Origin of the sequence: Tahibacter soli (assembly GCF_025717065.2) — a bacterium.
GTDB classification, from domain to species: Bacteria; Pseudomonadota; Gammaproteobacteria; order Xanthomonadales; family Rhodanobacteraceae; genus Tahibacter; species Tahibacter soli.
The window spans coordinates 25,153-43,297 of record NZ_JAOVZO020000023.1; the positions used below are offsets into that span (position 1 = coordinate 25,153).

Sequence of the window (18,145 nt, forward strand, 5' to 3'; positions counted from 1 at the left end):
GGGTGTCCACAAACGGTTCTTCGGGTCGGTTTCGATGTGTCTTGTTGCTGCAGCGCGGTGTTTGCTAGGCTCTTTGTCCACCGGTGTCAGTACCTATAAATATCTCAAGATGCTACCGGTGTCATCATGACCTGCGACGGCTTTGCCGTCGACACTACGCGCCAAGAACGGAGGGGAACGTGGGAATTCGCAGCAGCGGTAACGGCGGTCCGATCGCGACCGTGCTCTCGACAGCCATCCTGCTCGCGCTGTACGGCGCGAGTCCGCGCGCCGCAGCGCAGGCGCCGCAGCAACCCGACCAGGGCGCGGCCGAAACCGACGCGCAAGCGCAGCCCGCCGACCAGGCCGGCGGCGCATCGACCGAGAACCGGCTCGAGGAGGTGGTCGTTACGTATCGGCAAAGCCTCGTGCAGGCGCTCGACGCCAAGCGCGAAGCGACCGGCCAGACCGACGTCATCATGGCCGAGGACATCGGCAAGTTCCCAGACCTGAATCTCGCCGAATCGCTGCAGCGCATTCCCGGCATCTCGATCGCGCGCGACGCCGGCGAAGGCCGCAACATCTCGGTGCGCGGCCTCGGCCCCGACTTCACGCGCGTGCGCATCAACGGGATGGAAGGTCTCTCGACGACCGGCGGCACCGACAGCTCCGGCGGCAACAACCGCGGCCGCGGCTTCGACTTCAACGTGTTCGCGTCGGAATTGTTCAACAAGATCGAAGTGCACAAGACCGCATCGGCCGACATCCAGGAAGGCTCGCTCGGCGCGACCGTCGACCTGCACACGCCGCGGCCGTTCGACTTCGACCGCTTCACGTTCGTCAGCTCCGCCCAGGCCGGCTACAACGACCTGTCGGAAAAGACGAATCCGCGCGCCTCGGCGCTCGTCACCAACACCTGGTTCGACGGCCGTTTCGGCGCGCTGTTCTCGATCGCCTACAGCGACCGCAAGCTCACGCAGGAAGGCGCCAGCAGCGTGCGCTGGGACAACGGCACGAGCAGCGGCGGCTTCAACGCGTCGTCGCCGTTCGCCGGCGCCCGCGCCGCGACGACGTTCCATCCGCGCATCCCGCGCTACGGCGTACTCGAGCACGATCAGGAACGTCTCGGCATGACCGGCTCGCTGCAGTTCCAGGCGACCGACAAGACCGTGTTCTCGCTCGACGCGATGTACGCGAAATTCGACGCGACCCGCAGCGAAAACTTCCTCGAAGCCATTTCGTTCAGCCGCACCGGCGCGAGCGGCAAGCCCGAGACGGTCGTGCGCGACGGCGAGATCGACTCTCGCGGCAACCTCGTCTACGGCGTGTTCGACAACGTCGATGTGCGTTCCGAATCGCGCTACGACGAACTCGCGACGAAGTTCCAGCAGATCAACCTCACCGGCACGCACGAGTTCTCCGACACGTTCCGCGTCAACGCGCTGGTCGGCCATTCGCGTTCGGACTTCGAAAATCCGATCCAGACGACGATCACGCTCGACCACGCGAACGCCGACGGCTACGTGTGGGACTACCGCGGATCGAGCCGCCTGCCGCGCTTCGACTACGGCTTCGACGTGCGCGATCCGAGCCAGTGGACGTTCGCCAACGGCCTGTCGGAAATCCGCCTGCGCCCGAACACGACGGCGAATCTGTTCACGACGCAGCAGATCGACTTCGGCTGGGACATCACCGACGGCTTCCGCCTCAAGGGCGGCCTCGACTGGAAGGCGTACAAGTTCGCGACGACCGAAATGCGCCGCGCCTCGGAGGTGAGCGTGCCGAACCTGCCGGCGGGCACGACGCTCGCCGACCTCACGCGCCTCCTCACGTTCGGCAACAACCTCGACGTGCCGGCCGGCACCGACACGACGTTCCTGATTCCCAACATCGACGCGTTCGCGAACCTCTTCAACATCTACAGCAACGACGGCACGTTCCGCCTGTCGCCGTCGTCGGCCGGCGCGCTCGGCAACAACCGCAGCGTGAAGGAGCAGGACAAGGCGCTGTGGGTGCAGGGCGATTTCACGGCCGAAACGTTCGGCATCCCGATGCGCGGCAACTTCGGCGTGCGCCGCATCAAGACCGAGCAGAGCTCGCTCGGCTTCGCCGTGATCAACAGCGCGCCGATGCTCACGCACGTCGAGCGCGACTACACCGACACGCTGCCGTCGCTGAACCTCGCGTGGGATCTCAACGACGATCTCGTGCTGCGCTTCGGCGCCGCGAAGGTGATGGCGCGGCCGGGCCTGGGCAATCTCACGCCCGGCGTGACCGTGTCGGTCAGCGGCGGCAACCGCGTCGTGACCGGCGGCGATCCGTTCCTCGATCCGTTCCGCGCCAAGACGTACGACCTCGGCCTCGAGTGGTACTACGCGCCCGAGTCGGTGCTCGGCGCGGCGGTGTTCCAGAAGGACATCGAATCGTTCGTGCAGACGTCGCGCGAGACGCGGCCCTACAGCACGTCGGGCCTGCCGGCGAGCCTGCTCGACGGCACCGGCGCGACGGTGAACGACGACTTCCAGTTCAACATCCCGGTGAACACGCCGGGCGGCACGCTGCGCGGCGTCGAGCTGTCGTGGCAGCAGCCGTTCACGTTCCTGCCGGGTTTCTGGAGCGACTTCGGCGCGATCGTCAACTACACGTGGGTCGATTCGAAGATCCAGTACGTCACGTCGACCGGCGCCTCGTCGCTCAAGACCGATCTCACGGGCCTGTCGAAGAACGCGTACAACGCGACGCTGTATTACGAAAAGGAACGCTTCAGCGCGCGCATCTCGACGGCGTACCGCAGCGGCTATCTCACGACGGTGCCGGGCCGCAACAACAACGACGTCGAAGGCACGAAGGGCACGACCAACGTCGACTTCATGGCCACGTGGAAGTGGAACGACCATGTCGAGTTCACCTTCGAGGGCGTGAACCTCACCGACGAGTACAACGACCAGTGGGTCTCCGCGTTCGGCGACCGCTCGTCGGTGTACGACCACACGGGGCGCGAGTTCTTCGTCGGGGTGCGCATCAGAAACTGACCCCGCTCATGTGCAGTCGCCGCACCGCATGAACCGCCGCGCATTCGTCGCGGGCACCGCCGCCGCGCTCGCGCTCGGCGCGTGTGCCCGCGCGACGCGGCGCGACGTTTTCGACGCGTTCGTCACGCGTACGCCGGACGCGGTCGAAGGCCCGGCGTACGCGACGATCGCCGCAGCGATCGTCGCCGCGCCGTCCGACGGCGCGCGGCCGTATCGCATCCGTGTCGCGCGCGGCTACTGGCGCGAAAAACTCGTCATCGACAAGCCGAACGTGCATCTCGTCGGCGACGATCGCCGTGCGTGCGTCATCGGCTATGACGCGGCGGCGGGTCACCGGCGGCCCGACGGCGAACCCTGGGGCACGTGGGGCTGCGCGAGCGTGATTGTGCGCGCGCCGGGTTTCGCCGCGACGAACCTCACGATCGAGAACGCGTTCGACTACCTCGCGCATCTGCGCGCGCCGACGCTCGAGCAGATCGGCTCGAACGGCGCGCAGGCGGTGGCGTTGATGCTCGACGCAGGATCGGATCGCACGCGGCTCGAGCGCGTCGATCTCGCGGGGCACCAGGACACGCTGTTCGTCGACGCCGGGCGCAGCCTGCTGCGCGATTGCCGCGTCAGCGGCAGCGTCGATTTCGTGTTCGGCGGCGGCACGTGCGTGCTCGAGCGCTGCGAGATCGTGTCGCGATTCCGGCCGGGCAAGGAGCGGCAAGGTTACATCGCGGTGCCGAGCACGCCGGCGTCGCAGGCGCACGGCCTCGTGTTCCGCGAATGCCGGCTGCAGCGCGAGTCCGAGGTGCCGCGCGCGAGCGTCGCGCTAGGACGGCCGTGGCGGCCGACGCGCGCGTTCGTGGACGGACGTTACGGCGATCCGAACGTACGCGGCAGCGCGGTATTCGTCGACTGCTGGATGGACGAGCACGTCGATCCGGCCGGCTGGGACGCGATGGCGTATACGGCGCGCGACGGGAGTCGCGTGATGTTCGCGCCGGGGGAGGCGAGGCTGGGGGAGATCGGCAGTCGCGGGCCCGGGGCGGCGAGGGGCGAGGGCAGACCTTGGTTGCGCGAAGAAGATGTGCCGCTGTTTTCAACGCGGTCGGTGTTGGGCGATTGGGTGTTGTAACTCCCTCTCCCTCAAGCTTGCTTGGGGGAGAGGGCTGGGGTGAGGGGGCGACGCCATGGTGTTCGTCGATGCAGCTTCATGCGTAGCCCCCTCACCCAACCCTCTCCCCCGACGGTGTCGGGGGAGAGGGCTACGGCTATTTCGGTCGCTTCTTTTCCGGCCACCCCTTCTTCGGCAGCATCGTATCCATATCCCATTCGCGCGGATCGAACGCCGCCCGCGTCTTGGGGTATTTCGGATACCCGCCGACCTCGTTCTCGCTGTCGATGATCCTGCCGCGCCCTTCGATCGTATCGGCCACGATGCGCGCATCGTGCAGGTCGCGATCCCACGGACGCGCACCGACGTCGGCGATCACCGCGTCCTGCACCGCGCCAGAACCGAGAACGTTCACGCCGAACGGCAGTTCCGGCCGCGCCGTCAGCGCCACGATCTTCGCCGGCGCGGTCGTGTAGCGCCCCTGCATCGGCAGCGGCCGGCCGATGCGGTCGAGCGCGAGATTGTCCTCGTCGTAGAGCTCGAGATCGCCCGAACCGCCGAGCATCACCAGCGCGAGCGGGTCGCGCGTCGACGGGCCCGCGCGCATCACGTTGCCGATCATCACGATGCGACCGGTCTGGCGCGGATGCTCGCCCCATTCCTCGTCGATCAGGTTGTAGTGCACCGCGCGCTGGCCCGGGTCGTAGATCAGATTGTTGATCAGCAGGCCGCGCGCGCCGCCCTTGAACAGCGGGCTGCGCTCGAAATTGTGCGCGTACAGATTGTTCGCGATGAGAATGTCGGTGACGTTGTCGTGGATCAGCGAACCCTTGGAATGTTCGCCCTTGTCGTGCGTCGACTCGGCCAGCCCCTCGGCGATGATGTTGTGCGTGAACGTGATGCGGTGCGACACCGCCTCGCGCCAGTCGTCCGGCGTCTTGCCGACGAAGCGCTTGCCCGACGCCGAGAGGTTTTCGTCGGTCGCCCACGTCAGCGAGCAGTGATCGACGATCACGTCGCGCGCGCCCGTCACCGTCGAAATCGCATCGACGCCCCAGCCGCTGTGCTTGGCCGCGCCGGCCTCGCCGACGCGCACGCGGATGTGACGGATCACGACGTCGTGCGTCGAGATGTCGATGCCGCCGCGGATCAGCGTCACGCCCGGCGACGGCGCGGTCTGCCCGGCGATCGTCACGAACGGCTCCTGGATGTTGATCTCGCTGCGCTCGAGGTCGAACACGCCGCCGACTTCGAACACGATCGTGCGCGGACCCTTCGTTTCGATCGCCTCTCGCAGCGAACCCGGTCCGCTCGCGGCGAGCGTCGTCACGCGCAGCAGCTTGCCGCCGCGGCCGCCCGGCGTGTGCGCGGCCCAGCCCTGCGCGCCGGGAAACGCGAGCGGCGGCGCGGCGCCGGCAGCGTTCGCGACGAGGCAGAGCGCGGCGATTCCCAGCAGTCGGACGACGGACGGCAACGATTTCGTACGGATCACTGCAAGTTCTCCAGGGCGGCGGTCGGGCAGAGCATAAGCGGCGTCGTACGCAACGGAGCCTCCCCGATTGCTGCACCCGCAGATTGCGTATGACACCGGTTTCCTTTATACCGCAACCGACGTCGTTCGCAATCGGCCGCAAGCTGTGCCGGCACCCCGCGAACGCCACCCGATACGAGGTTCCGGTATGCAGCCATCCGCCGAAAACGGCGCCGATACTCACGTTTCGATCGCAACGCGCTTCGTCGCGGCGCGTCGCGCCGGCGTCGCGCTGCCGGGCTTTCCCGGCGCGCTGCCGCCGGGCATCGATTTTGGCTACCGGTGTCAGGACGCGGCGATCGCCTTGTGGCCCGACCGTGTCGCCGGCTGGAAAGTCGGCTACATCGCGCCCGAGCGGCGCGAGCCCGGCGGCGACGAACGCCTGGTCGGGCCGATCTTCGCGAGCGCGGTGTACGCCGCGAGCGGCGACGTGCTCGACGTGCCGGTGTTCGTCGGCGGTTTCGCGGCCGTCGAAGCCGAATACGTGTTCCGCCTCGGTGCCGACGCGCCGGCCGGCAAGACCGACTGGACGCCCGACGAGGCCGCCGCGCTCGCCGACGCGCTGCACGTCGGCGTCGAACTCGCCGGCAGTCCGCTCGCGACGATCAACGAGCTGGGGCCGGCGGTGGTCGTCAGCGATTTCGGCAACAACGCGGGTCTGATCCTCGGCGCTGCGATCGCCGACTGGCGTCGACGCGATGCGGCCGAACTCGTTTGCAGCGTCGCCGTCGAAGGCCGCGAAGTCGGTCGCGGCGGCGCGGCGAGCATCGCCGGCGGGCCGCTCGCGGCGCTCGCGTTCGCGCTGTCGCGCAACGCGCGCCGCGGGCGGCCGCTGCGGGCGGGCGATCTCGTCACCACGGGCGCGGCGACCGGCATCCACGATATCGTGGCGGGCGAAGCCGCACTGATCGACTTCGGCGCGCACGGCCGCATCGCGTGCCGCGCCGTTCCCGCCGCCGCGAGCGAGGCCATGACCGACCGGAGAGATACCGCATGCTGACGCGCCGCGCCTTCATCGGCGCCACACTCGCCGCCGCCGGCGGCGCCGCGTTCGGCGCGCCCGCGGCGCGCGCGCTGACCGCGACCGACGTGCACACGCCGGGCTATCCCACGGTCGAGGCGCTGCGCTTCATCGGCGAGACGCTCGCGCGCGAGACCGACGGACGGCTGTCGGTAAAGCTCTATCACTCCGGCCAGCTCGGCCGCGAATCCGACGCGGTCGATCTCGCGCGCTTCGGCGCGCTCGACATCGTGCGCGTGAACATCGGCGCGCTGAACAATCCGTTTCCGGCGACGCAGGTGCTCGCGCTGCCTTACGTGTTCGACTCGACCGCGCACATGCGCCGCGCGATCGACGGCGCGGTCGGCCGCGAAATCCTCGATGCATTCGCCAAGCGCGATCTCGTGGGCCTTGCCATCTACGACGCCGGCCAGCGCTGCTTCTACAACACGAAGCGTGCAATTCGCGAACCCGCCGACCTGCACGGCCTCAAGATCCGCGTGCCGCCGTCGGACATCTTCATGGACCTCGTGCGCACGCTCGGCGCGAACCCGACGCCGCTGCCCTACGGCGAGGCGTATTCGGCGCTGCAGACGCATCTGATCGACGGCGCGGAAAACAATTGGCAAAGTTTCCACACGACGCGCCAGTTCGAAGTCGCGCGCCACTGGTCGCAGACCGGCCACTCGTTCGCGCCCGACGCGCTGTTGCTGTCGCGCCGCACGTACGACGCGCTCGCGCCGGACGACCGCGACCGCCTCGTCGACGTCGCTAACCGCTCGGTCGGGTACATGCGCGGGCTGTGGGATACGTCGGAAGAGGCGTCGCGCCGCTTCGTGCTCGAACACGGCGTGACCGCGAACGAGGTCGATCGCGACGCGTTCGTCCGCGCGGCGCAGCCGGTACTCGAACGGCGCCGCGGCGACGCGCTCGTCGACAAACTCTATCGCGGCATCCGCGACCTGGCTTGAGGGGCGACATGCAGACAGACAATCCGATGCCGGGTCACCCGGCGCTCGCCGCGCTCGCGCGTTCAGCCTTGCTCACGGCGGGCGCCGCGCTCGTCGCGATGGCCGCGGTCGAGGCCTGGCAGGTGTTCGCGCGCTACGTGCTGAACGATTCGCCGGGCTGGACCGAGCCGGTCGCACTGTTTCTGCTCAACACCGCGATGAGCCTCGGCGCCGCGGCCGGCGTGCGCCTCAAATCGCATTTCGGTTTCTTCATGCTCGCGCACGCGGCGCCGCCGCCGGTCGCGCGGGCGCTCGAGGTGTTCGCGATCCTCGTGATCGCCGCACTGGGCGCCGTGATCGCGGCGTGGGGCGTCGAACTCCTCGTCGACGGCTGGAGCATCGCGATGGCCGGTACGCGGTTGCCGCAGAGCGCGGCGTTCCTGCCGATGAGCGTCGGCGGCGCGCTGATGTGCGTGTTCGCGATCGAGCGGCTCGTGCTCGCGCTGCGTCCGACCGCCACGGAGGCGCACTGAGCATGGCCGTCGCTATCCTGTTCGGCGTTTTTCTCGTGCTGCTGCTGCTCGGCGTGCCCGTCGCGTACGCGCTGCTGTCGTCGTCGCTCGCAACGCTCGTCTATCTCGGCCAGCCGCCGATCGTGCTCGTGCAGCAGACCGTATCGGGCGCGGGCACGGCATCGCTGATCGCGATTCCGCTGTTCATCTTCGCCGGCGAAATCATGATGCGCGGCGGCATTTCCGAACGATTGATCGCGCTCGCCAGTTCGCTCGTCGGGCATCTGCGCGGCGGCCTGGGGCAGGTGAGCGTCCTCTCGTCGCTGTTCTTCGGCGGCGTGTCGGGCTCGGCGATCGCCGACGTCTCGGCGATCGGCGGCGCGATGATTCCGCAGATGGTCAAGCGCGGCTTCGATCGCGACTTCGCCGTGAACGTCACGATGACCGCGGCGCTCGTCGCGCTGCTCGTGCCTCCGTCGCACAATCTCATTCTGTACTCCGCGGCGGCCGGCGGCGGCCTGTCGATCGCCGACCTGTTCGCGGCCGGCATCGTACCGGCGCTGCTCCTGACGCTGACGCTGATGATCACCGGCTGGCTGATCGCGAAGCGGCGCGGCTACGCGGTCGAGGCGTTCCCGGGTTTCGTCGCGGTGCTGCGCGCCTTCGTCGCGGCGCTGCCAGGCCTCGCGCTCGTCGCGCTGATCTTCGTCGGCATCCGCGCCGGCATCTTCACGGCGGTGGAAAGCGCGGCGATCGCCGTGTGCTACGCGCTGCTCGTCACCGTGTTCGTCTACCGCAAGCTGCGCTGGACCGACTTCGTCGACACGCTCGCGGGCGCCGCGCGCACGACCGGCGCGATCCTGTTCGTCATCGCCTCGGCCGCGTGCTTCGGCTGGCTGCTCGCGTACCTGCAGGTGCCCGCCGCGGCGGTCGACCTGCTCACGCACATCGACGCCGACAAGAACGTGCTGCTGCTCGTGATGATCCTGATCCTGCTCGCGCTCGGCACGTTCATGGACCTCGCGCCGCTCATCATCATCTGTACGCCGATCTTCCTGCCGGTGGCGAAAGCGATCGGCGTCGACCCGATTCACTTCGGCGTGATTTTGATCCTCAAGGGCGGCATCGGCCTGATCACGCCGCCGCTCGGCTCGGTGCTGTTCGTCGGCACCGCGATCGGCGGTATCACGATCGGCGAGGCGTTGAAGACGATCTGGCCGTTCTACCTCGCGTCGCTCGCGGTGCTGATGCTCGTGACGTTCATTCCGGCGTTGTCGCTGTGGCTGCCGGCCTTGCTGAAATGACGACGGCGCGTCGACGCGGCAGGCCCGCGTCGACGGCCGCGCCGAACGCGGCGGACAATCGCTGCAGCGCCTCGCGGCGCTGCGCGACGCTCCAGCGGTGGCGATACGCGATGCCCATGCCGGCGGGTGTCTTGTTCACGTCGATGACGTAGATGCGGCCGTCGCCGTCGTCGCGCAGCACGTCGAGTTCGCCGAAGTCGAGCCCCATGCGGTCGCAAAGTTCCAGAATTTTCCGTTGTTCGTCGCGCGAGAACAGCACGTCGGGCTCGACGAGCCGGCAGTCGGTCGCGTGCGTCTTCAGGTGCGTGATCGCCGGCTCGCGGCCGAGCACGTAGCACAGCGGAATCGTTCCGGCGACCACCGGCACGCGATAGTTCACGGTGCGGCCGTTCTCGGTGCATTCGACGTAGCGCTGGTACACGTGGCCGGGTTCCGGCGCGTCGACCGGCGCCGTGACGACGGCGCCGCGACCGCGCGCATTCTCGTCGGTCTTCACGGCGACCTTGCCGCGATACGTCGCCGGGTCGACCTCGGCGCCGTAGCCGAAGACGTCGCGCATCGTCGCGTCGACCGTCCGCTTGGAGATGTCGCGGCAGTCGATGTTCCACACGGGCATGCGGTTCGCGATCGCGGCCAGCGTCTCGTCGGGTTGCATCCACGTCACGTCGGCCCACGCGACCGCGATGTCGAACGGCGCGTCGGGCGACGTCACGCCTTCGTAGCCGAGTTCGTGGCACATCGCGACGAGCGTGTAGCCGTCCATTGTCGGAAAATCGGGATAGAACAGGATGCGCATGTTTCAATGTCTCAGGGCTTCGGCGAGAGAATGGCCGCGCAGCGCGTCGGCGAGTTCGGCATGGTTGTCGATCAGCGTCGCGAGCGGTTCGGGGTTCTGCCGCACGCTGCGCGCGGCGATCGGCGCCGTCACGCGCGCGACCCCCAGAAAATCGAACGCGCGGTTCTGCGCGTCGATGCCGGCGAGCGATTCGTAGCGCAGGTCGAGCCATTCCTGGTCGCGCAGGCGCCGCGCGATCTCGGCGTAGTACGCGTCGACCGCGCGGGCGTAGCGCTTGAGATCGTCCGGCGCGACGTGCACGCGCGGCTTGTCGTGCGCCAGCGCCGCGGTGTCGTACACCTCCCACTGGTCGATGCATTCGGCGATGCGCTCGGACACGAACGCGCGCACGACGTTGTCGCGGCGCAGGACGATCTTGCCGACGTCGCGATCGGCGAGCAGCGCGTCGAACACGTCGAGCGGCATCTGTTGCGGCGTGATCTTGAAGCCGACGCACGCGTGCGCGCCGGGCGCGTTCCACATCGTCTCGAGAAACGCGTACGGATCGCGTTCGCGCGCGGCGACGCCGCCGAACGGCTCGGCTTCGCCGCGGTGTTCGAGCGCGACGAACACGCCGCGCGGATTGAACAGCTCGTGATGGCAGACCACGGCCGGATGCGCGCCGAGGATCGTGCACAGCATGTTGCTGCCGCTGCGGCGCGCCGACAGCACGATGAAGCGGCGCGCGTCAGGCATGGGCCGCGGGGCGCTGGTGCATCGCGCGCAGTTCGTTGACGACGGCGAGGTCGGATGCGCGCACGAGATACGCCGCGCCGTCGTACGACGACGCGTACAGGTACTCGCCGGCGGCGTCGGCGCGCGTCACCGCGCTGATGCCGTTGCGCGCGATCGTGCGGCGCGTGACGCGCGCGGCGTCGAGATCGACGCGCAAGAGTTCGCCCCAGTAGTTCGACACGATGACGTTGCCCGCGTCGAGAAAACACAGCGCCTTCGGCGAGCGCCGGCCGAGCTCGATCGAATGCGTCAGCGTGCCGTCGTCGAGGCGGTACACCTTGAGATGAAAATCGCGGCCGGTGCTCGCGAGGTACGTGCCGGTCGGATCGAGATCGACGTCGTCGATGATCGCGGTGTGCCCCGGAAAACGGCGCAGCAGCTCGCCGTCGAACGTCCACGACGCGAGCACGCCGTCTGCGCTGCAGCTCACGCCGACCGGCAGCGTCGGGTGCAGGCGCAGTGCCTTGACGGCGTTGTCGTGCAGGCGAAAGCGATGCTGCACGTTGTCGGCGAGATCGGCGCGCACGATCGCGCCGGAATAGCACGCGACGAAGACGGCGCCGTGCCACTCGGGCTGCGAGGCGATGCGCACGCAGTTGATCGGGCCTTCGCCGAGCGGCGTCGACGCGGCCACGCGCAGGCCGTCCGCATCGCGCGCGAACACGTGCAGACGCTGGTCGTGCGCGCCGCCGACGACGACGTCGCCGTGCGCGTCCATCGTCACGGCGTTCATCAGCATGCGGCCCGACGCCGGCGCGCACGCATCGATCCAGCGCGCCTCGGACGCGGTCAGCCGGCCGGTGCGCAGCGTGCCTTCGTCGCAGACGAGCGCGACGTCGCCACGGCCGTTCGTCGCGACATCGTTGAAGCAGGCATTGCCCGACGTTGTCGCGGCGCCCGTGCCGAGCTCTCCGACGCAGCGGCCGTCGTCGGCGCGCCAGACGAGCACGGTGCCGTCGAACGTGCCGGCGACGACGTGCTCGCCGTCGGGCGACCAGTTGAACGAGCGCTCCCATTTCGACGCGCGGTTTTCGAGCGTCAGCCGGTGCGTGTAGTCGCGGCCGTCCCAGACGCGGATCTGCTGGTCGTACGCCGCCGACAGAATCGCGCCGTCGCGCGGCGAGCAGGCCACTTTCTTGACGCCCGACGCGTGCGCTTCGATCGTCGCGAGCGCTTCGCCGGTCTCGACGTCGAACACGCGGATGCAGCCGTCGTCGCAGCCGAGCACGACGCGGCGGCGCGCCGGATCGATCGCGCAGGTGTCGGTTTCGGTGTCGAACGGACCCCACACGCGCAGCGGCGCGCCGTCGTCGAGATTCCACACGCGCAGCGTCGAATCGTCGCCGGAGCTGTACAGCCGACCGCCGTGCGCGCAGATCGACAGCACGTCGCGCGCGTGGCCCTCGATCACGCGCACGATCGCGCCGGTGGACAGGTCCCACAGGAGGATGCGCCGGTCGCGCGAGACAGACGCGCCGAGGTTGCCCTCGAGGAAGCAGAAATCTTCGACGTCGTCGCTGTGGCCGAGCAGCGTGCGTTCGCGCGTGCCGGTGTCGAGGTTCCAGACGATCACGCTGTAGTCGGACGACACCGACGCCGCGCGCCGCCCGCCGTCTTCGACGACGACGCGATTGGCGAGATGATCGTGGTAGCCGACCAGCGCGGCCTCGCCGGTGTCGACGTCGAAGCGCGCGACCGCGCCGTCGTAGGCCGACGTGATGACGTGCCGCGTGCCGGGTATCCATGCCGCGGACGTGACCGGGCCGCGATGGCGTTCGAAACGGATGTCGTTCATGGCAATCTTCCCAAAGTTCAAAAACGCAGCGTCGCCGCCGAGGCGCGCAACGGTTCGTGCATGCCGCCGCGCCATGCGGCGAGCCTGGCCGCATAGTCGGCCGCGCGTGCGCCGGCGATAGCGGTGTTGTCGGCGTCGGCGCCGATCAGGAGCGCGTTCGGGCTCTTGTGCGCCACCGCGCGTATCCAGCGCGCGTAGGCCTGCGTGCGTTCGGCGTAGCGCCAGTTCCACAGCGAGTAGACCGACGAGAACGCGTTGCTCCACCACACGGCGGTCGCTTCGTGCGTCATCGTTTCGACCGCGTGCTCGGGCGCGTTGAGCAGATCGACCGACACGTAGCGGTGCTCGAGCCGGCGCGTCGCGGCCCAGTGTCCGGCGAACGCGTCGGCGCCGCCCCAGTCGTCGAGTTCGCGCGCCCACAGCGTGTCGAGCTCGTCGCGCGTCGGCGCGCCGCCGTGCACGGTCGAGCGCAGCCAGTAGTGCACGTCGCCGGGCGCGAGGCGCGGCCACAGATACGCCGGCAGGTCGCGGCCGTCCCATTCTTCGACGAGCTGCCGGCGGAACGCGAGCGCGCTTTCCGAGTAGTCGAAGAACACGACGCGCGTGCGGTCGTGAAAGCCGCAGGCGCGCAGGATCGCGTCGGGCTTGAAGCCGGCGGCGACCGTGTACAGCGCGTCGAGCGGTTCGTCGACGGCGAAGACGAGGTCGTCGTAGCGTTCGAGGTTCCACACGAACACGCCGCGGCGGCTGCGGTCGAGCGTGCGCGCGAGCGACGCGACGAACGTGCCGAGGTCCGGCGCGAGCGCGCTCGTGTCGACGCGGTCGGGTTCGGCGCGCAGCGCGTCGGCGTGCGCGGCGCGTTCGGGCTCGAGCTCGCGGCCGAGCTTGAGCGCGGCTTCGGGGAAAGCCGCGATGCCGCTGGCGTCGTCGCAGGCGACGAGCGGACGCGTCGCGTCGCGCGACAGGCGAGGGCGTCCGCGCGCGTGCCAGCGATCGAGATCAACGAGCCAGCAGCCGTCGCGGACGGCGCCGGGCGCGTCGATGCGGCCGACCAGCCAGTCGCGCTCGCCGAGCGCGCGAATCAGCAGTTCCACGAGTTCGGGCGCCTGCGCGTCCTTCGGGCGCAGCGTTTCGACGACGAGATGGCCGCTCGCCTGCACGAAGACGTAGCGAGCGCCGCGCATCGCGGCGAGCACGAGCAGCGCGTTCGGGTCGGCGTGCTCGACGATCGCGCCGGGGTACGACCAGCGCGACCACGCGAACGTCAGTTCGCGGCAGCGGTCGGCGAGATCGCGATCGGCGAGGCGGTCGCGCACGTCGAGCACGGCATAGACGAAGCGCGCGCTCATGCGTCGCGCGCTCCGTCGTCGCACGGCGCGGCCTGCGGCGAACCCCAGATCACGATGTCGTCGCCGACCGGCAGGTAGTTCGGACGCTCCAGCCGCGTGTGCGCGCGATTCTTCGCGCACTGGTGCGGCGCGAACGCCGGCGTGCCGCCGACCATCATCGGTGCGACGGTGAGCACGAGCAGATCGAACAGGCGCTGGTCGACGACGTGCGTGAGCACGCGGCCGCCGCCTTCGATCATGAGATTGCGCAGGCCGCGCACATGCAGCACCGCGAACAGCGCGGCGAGGTCGACGCGCTCGGACGCGTCGGTCGGCACGACGAACACCTGCGCGCCGAGCGCTTCGAGCTTGCGGATGCGCGCGGGGTTCGCGAGCGGCGTCGTCGCGATCCACACCTTGCGCGTGGGGTGCGAAAGGAGTGCCGCGTCGAGCGGAAAGCGCAGGCGGCTGTCGACGACGATCGGTTGCGGATCGTCGCCGTCGACCTCGCGCACGGTCAGTCGCGGATCGTCGGCGAGCACGGTGCCGATGCCGACGAGGATCGCGTCGTGCGCGGCGCGCAGGCGATGCGTGAAGCGTCGCGACGAGCCGCAGCTGATCGCGAGCGGCCGGTTGCCCGCGGCGGCCGAACTGCCGTCGAGGCTCTGCGCGTACGACAGCGTGACGAACGGACGGTCGTGGCGCGCGGTCACGCGTCCGACGAGGTCGAACAATTCGGCAGCGGGGTCGGGCGGCGCCGGCGCGCGGCGCAGCGCCGTCAGCACGGCGGGCTTCGCGTCGACGACGTCGGGCGCATCGAACAGATGCCCCATGCGCTTGGCCTTCGCGTGCAGATAGCTGCGGTTCTCGGGCCGCGCAGGCACGACGAGCGGCACGCGCGCGGTCACCTGGATGCCCAGGCGCGTCAGCGCGGAAACTTTGTCCGGATTGTTCGTCATCAGTTTGACGGCCGACACGCCGAGCTCGCGCAGCATGCGTGCGGCGACGCCGTAGTCGCGCGCGTCGGCCGCGTGGCCGAGTTCGAGATTCGCGTCGACCGTGTCGAAGCCGCGGTCCTGCAGGTTGTACGCGCGCAGCTTTTCGGCCAGGCCGATGCCGCGTCCCTCCTGGCGCAGATACAAGAGCACGCCGCGGCCTTCGCGCGCGATGCGGCGCAGCGATTCGGTCAGCTGCTCGCCGCAGTCGCAGCGGCGCGAACCGAGCACGTCGCCGGTGAAGCATTCGGAGTGGATGCGCACGAGCGGCGGCGCGCCGCCGACGTCGCCCATCGTCAGCGCGACGTGCTCCTTGCCGTCGTACGCGTCGAACACGGTCATCTGGAAATCGCCGGCATCGACGGGCAGGCGGGCGGCGGCGGCAGTGGGTATCTTCATGGCGAAGCCTCAAGTTCGGTGCGCGGCCGCATCACGCCCTGCATCGCGCGCGCTTCGGCGGCGAGGTGCGCTGCGGCATCGGTGTCGTCGTGGTCGGGCATCAGCTCGGCCAGCTGACGCCACAGTTCGTGGAATTTTTCGAGCGACGGCGGGCGTCCGGGCGGCGCGGGCAGCCACGGCTTGTCGCGGCCGGCCATGTGCACGATGCGCGCGTCGTTGAACGCGAGACCGTCGACGCGGCGGATCTTCGCCTCGAGGATCGGCATATAGTTGTAGCGGCCGTCGAACAGCGTCGCCGTGCCCGCGAAGCGGCGATTCAGGATCAGCTGGTCGGTCCAGCCGAGCGTTTCGACGTCGCGCCACGTCGCCGGATCGATCGTCGCGACGAGTTCGTCGCGCACCGCGCGATCGAGCAGCGGCCGGCCGATCGACAGCACGCCGGTGTTGAAGCAGTCGCCGAGCGCCGCGCCGTAGCGTGCGCGGTTCGCCGCGCGTGCCGCCGCGGCGTCGCCGAGCGCTTCGTCGTAGCGGCTGCCGTCGCCGCACGCGACGAGCGGCGCGTCGGTGCGAAACAGCGCCGAGACGTCGCCGACGACGAACGCGTCGCTGTCGACATAGACGACGCGGTCGTAGTCGGCGAGGCCGAACGCGTCGAGCGACGCGAAGCGCGGCCCGGCCAGGCGCAGTTCCGGTATCGCCTGCGCGAGCGCCGACACGCGCGCTGCCAGGTCGGCGCCGGGTTCGACGAAACGCACCGGCGCGAGCGCTTGCAGACGCTCGCGCCGGTGCGCGGCGAGCGCGCCGCCCAGAACGACGACGACGTCGCCGCGAAACCACGGGTTGTAGCGAAAAAAGCTAAAAAGCAGCATCTGCGCGCCGGCGGCGAAACCGTCGTCGGCGATCGTGACGAGGCAGTCGCGCGGCGCCGTCACGGCGCGCCTCCGCTCTTGGCTGCCGCGCTCTTGGCCGCCGCGCGCTCGGAGACCGTGGGAACGCGGTCGAACAAAAAGCTCATGTCGCCCATGCCGAACGGAAAGCCCGGCGGATTCGTCGAGGGCGTGTGGCACGCCATGCAGTCGCGGCCCATCAGCGGCGTCGAGCCGGGCGTGATGACCATGCACGTGCCGTCCTGCATCCAGGTTTCCATCGTCGTGTTGGCGAGCTTGAGCGTGCCGGCGAGCGCGAGCTTGGGCGTCGACGCGTCGTTCTGGCACGTGCTCGGAAAGCGCGAGCGCGGCGGCGTGGTGGTGAGGGTCGGTCCGTCGTCGTAGCGGAAGCAGCCGACGCCGGGCGCGTGGCCGGCGACGTATTCCGACCCCACGAGGAAGTAGTAGCGCCACTTCGATGCGACGCCCTTCGGAAAGCGCCGCGCGAAATCGGCGTTGAGGCACGCGACGTCGTCGTCGGGGCCGCCGTCGCCGACGCACGGCTTCGCCGCGACCGTGCGGCAGACGTCGATGCGGTGATAGCCCTCGACCGTTTCGTTGTCGGCCGTCGACAGCCGCGGATCGGTGTTGCACAGCGGCGTCAGCGACGGTGCGCCGCAGGTCTGGTTCTCGATCGTCGTGCCGTCGGACGCGACCGTGTACTGGTACGCGCCGTCGGGCACCGGGCAGCGCTCGCCGTCGCCGCCGCGGCGCTTGTACGCGGCGTAGTCGAACAGGCTCCAGCCGCCCGGCAGCGTCTTGCCGGGATCGGCCGGGTCGGCCGGCGCGGCGGCGATCGGACGCGTGCCGCCGGGCGCGCAGTCCGGCGCGTTCGCGACATGTTCGAACGACGCCCAGGTCATCTCGCCGAGCGTCGGCGTCTTCTGCACGAGATGCAGGCCGACGAGGCCGCGCCAGACGCCGTCGCCGTCGCGCTCGCAATGCATGCGCTCGGCCGGACAGCCCTGCGGAAACTTGCGCCACGACGTCTTGACCGTGATCGCGCCCTCGCTCGTCGCCGATCCCGACGGCAGCCACACGCCGCCCGTGGCCGGGTTCTGCGCGAACGACGCCGACGCGGCCTGCAGCACGGCTTCCTGCCAGGTGCCCGAGGCGACGAGATAGTCGACGAACGTTCGGTTCACGCGGATGTCGTAGCCGACGCGGCGGCGGTCGACGTCGATCAGCGCGTAGCCGTCGCCGGGCTGGCCTTCGCGCGAGGTCTTGCGCAGCGCCGTGGTCGACAGCGGCTTGTAGCCGTCGCGCCAGACCGGCGCCGAGCCGTCCTGCGGTATCGCCTCGTACCACGGCGCGTACGACATGAAGCGCGGGTGTCCGGTCGCGTCGTCGCCGGCGAGGTACAGGAAATTGTTGAACACGAAGCGCTGCAGGTCGCAGTTGCTCGCATTCGCGGGCACGTCGAGCGCGAGGCGGCTGCCGTCGGCGCCGTCGAGCCGGCAAGGCGCGGCGGCCTGGGCGGCGCTGCGTTTCGGCGCCGCCGGACGCGGCTCGGGCGCGCTGCAAGCCGAGCACAGAACCACTGCCGCCAATGCCGCCCGTCGACAGAACGTCATCGATCCCCCTATCCGGAACCTTGATGCTTCCCGGTGATCCGTAACGCCCGCGCGAGCCCAGGGTATACCAATCGGTTTGTGGAGAGAAGATGATCTTCGCGTGATAGGAACTAGTGTTTTTTTGCGCAATGTATTGTGTATGCTCGCG

Annotated in this window: 14 protein-coding genes; 6 read left to right on the top strand and 8 right to left on the bottom strand. The window is 69.4% G+C overall.

What is annotated here, in order from left to right:
* Nucleotides 1-179: 179 nt before the first annotated feature.
* The gene (locus OD750_RS25670) at nucleotides 180-3,011 is read left to right on the top strand and encodes a TonB-dependent receptor (RefSeq protein ID WP_272842165.1); all 2,832 of its coding nucleotides are present in this window, start codon (nucleotides 180-182) and stop codon (nucleotides 3,009-3,011) included.
* Nucleotides 3,012-3,039: 28 nt separating this feature from the next.
* The gene (locus OD750_RS25675; RefSeq protein ID WP_263543560.1) at nucleotides 3,040-4,134 is read left to right on the top strand and encodes a pectinesterase family protein; all 1,095 of its coding nucleotides are present in this window, start codon (nucleotides 3,040-3,042) and stop codon (nucleotides 4,132-4,134) included.
* A 136-nt stretch (nucleotides 4,135-4,270) separates the two neighbouring features.
* On the opposite strand, the gene OD750_RS25680 is transcribed toward OD750_RS25675, so the two are convergent.
* Nucleotides 4,271-5,605: a pectate lyase family protein gene (locus OD750_RS25680; protein WP_263543561.1), complete on the bottom strand. Its 1,335-nt coding sequence runs from the start codon at nucleotides 5,603-5,605 to the stop codon at nucleotides 4,271-4,273.
* 187 nt (nucleotides 5,606-5,792) lie between these two features.
* Here OD750_RS25680 and OD750_RS25685 point away from each other — a divergent pair, with 187 nt between their 5' ends.
* From OD750_RS25685 to OD750_RS25700, 4 genes are read left to right on the top strand one after another with little or no spacing between them, the layout of a single operon-like run.
* Nucleotides 5,793-6,644 (top strand): 2-keto-4-pentenoate hydratase, encoded by an 852-nt coding sequence (locus tag OD750_RS25685; protein WP_263543562.1) that lies wholly within the window; start codon nucleotides 5,793-5,795, stop codon nucleotides 6,642-6,644.
* On the top strand, nucleotides 6,638-7,615 hold the full coding sequence (locus OD750_RS25690; RefSeq protein ID WP_263543563.1) for a TRAP transporter substrate-binding protein: 978 nt from the start codon (nucleotides 6,638-6,640) through the stop codon (nucleotides 7,613-7,615). Before OD750_RS25685 ends, OD750_RS25690 begins: the two co-directional genes overlap by 7 nt.
* A gap of 8 nt (nucleotides 7,616-7,623) precedes the next feature.
* On the top strand, nucleotides 7,624-8,127 hold the full coding sequence (locus tag OD750_RS25695) for a TRAP transporter small permease (protein WP_263543564.1): 504 nt from the start codon (nucleotides 7,624-7,626) through the stop codon (nucleotides 8,125-8,127).
* Nucleotides 8,128-8,129: 2 nt separating this feature from the next.
* Nucleotides 8,130-9,410 (top strand): TRAP transporter large permease, encoded by a 1,281-nt coding sequence (locus OD750_RS25700; RefSeq protein ID WP_263543565.1) that lies wholly within the window; start codon nucleotides 8,130-8,132, stop codon nucleotides 9,408-9,410.
* Here OD750_RS25700 and OD750_RS25705 read toward each other — a convergent pair.
* The 7 genes from OD750_RS25705 to OD750_RS25735 are packed head-to-tail and all read right to left on the bottom strand — an operon-like array spanning nucleotide 9,367 to nucleotide 17,997.
* Nucleotides 9,367-10,206 (bottom strand): ATP-grasp domain-containing protein, encoded by an 840-nt coding sequence (locus tag OD750_RS25705; protein WP_263543566.1) that lies wholly within the window; start codon nucleotides 10,204-10,206, stop codon nucleotides 9,367-9,369. The genes OD750_RS25700 and OD750_RS25705 overlap by 44 nt on opposite strands.
* Nucleotides 10,207-10,209: 3 nt before the next feature.
* The gene (locus OD750_RS25710) at nucleotides 10,210-10,941 is read right to left on the bottom strand and encodes a hypothetical protein (protein WP_263543567.1); all 732 of its coding nucleotides are present in this window, start codon (nucleotides 10,939-10,941) and stop codon (nucleotides 10,210-10,212) included.
* A complete protein-coding gene (locus OD750_RS25715; protein WP_263543568.1) occupies nucleotides 10,934-12,775 on the bottom strand; it encodes a WD40 repeat domain-containing protein in 1,842 nt (613 codons plus the stop codon). The genes OD750_RS25710 and OD750_RS25715 overlap by 8 nt, the downstream gene beginning before the upstream one ends.
* 17 nt (nucleotides 12,776-12,792) lie before the next feature.
* The gene (locus OD750_RS25720; protein WP_263543569.1) at nucleotides 12,793-14,124 is read right to left on the bottom strand and encodes a hypothetical protein; all 1,332 of its coding nucleotides are present in this window, start codon (nucleotides 14,122-14,124) and stop codon (nucleotides 12,793-12,795) included.
* Nucleotides 14,121-15,497 carry a GTP cyclohydrolase II gene (gene ribA / locus OD750_RS25725; protein WP_263543570.1) on the bottom strand — a complete coding sequence of 459 codons (1,377 nt, stop codon included), beginning with the start codon at nucleotides 15,495-15,497 and terminating at the stop codon, nucleotides 14,121-14,123. Before ribA ends, OD750_RS25720 begins: the two co-directional genes overlap by 4 nt.
* Nucleotides 15,494-16,429 carry a glycosyltransferase family 8 protein gene (locus OD750_RS25730; RefSeq protein WP_263543571.1) on the bottom strand — a complete coding sequence of 312 codons (936 nt, stop codon included), beginning with the start codon at nucleotides 16,427-16,429 and terminating at the stop codon, nucleotides 15,494-15,496. The genes ribA and OD750_RS25730 overlap by 4 nt, the downstream gene beginning before the upstream one ends.
* Nucleotides 16,426-17,997 (bottom strand): hypothetical protein, encoded by a 1,572-nt coding sequence (locus OD750_RS25735; protein ID WP_263543572.1) that lies wholly within the window; start codon nucleotides 17,995-17,997, stop codon nucleotides 16,426-16,428. The genes OD750_RS25730 and OD750_RS25735 overlap by 4 nt, the downstream gene beginning before the upstream one ends.
* Nucleotides 17,998-18,145: the final 148 nt, after the last annotated feature.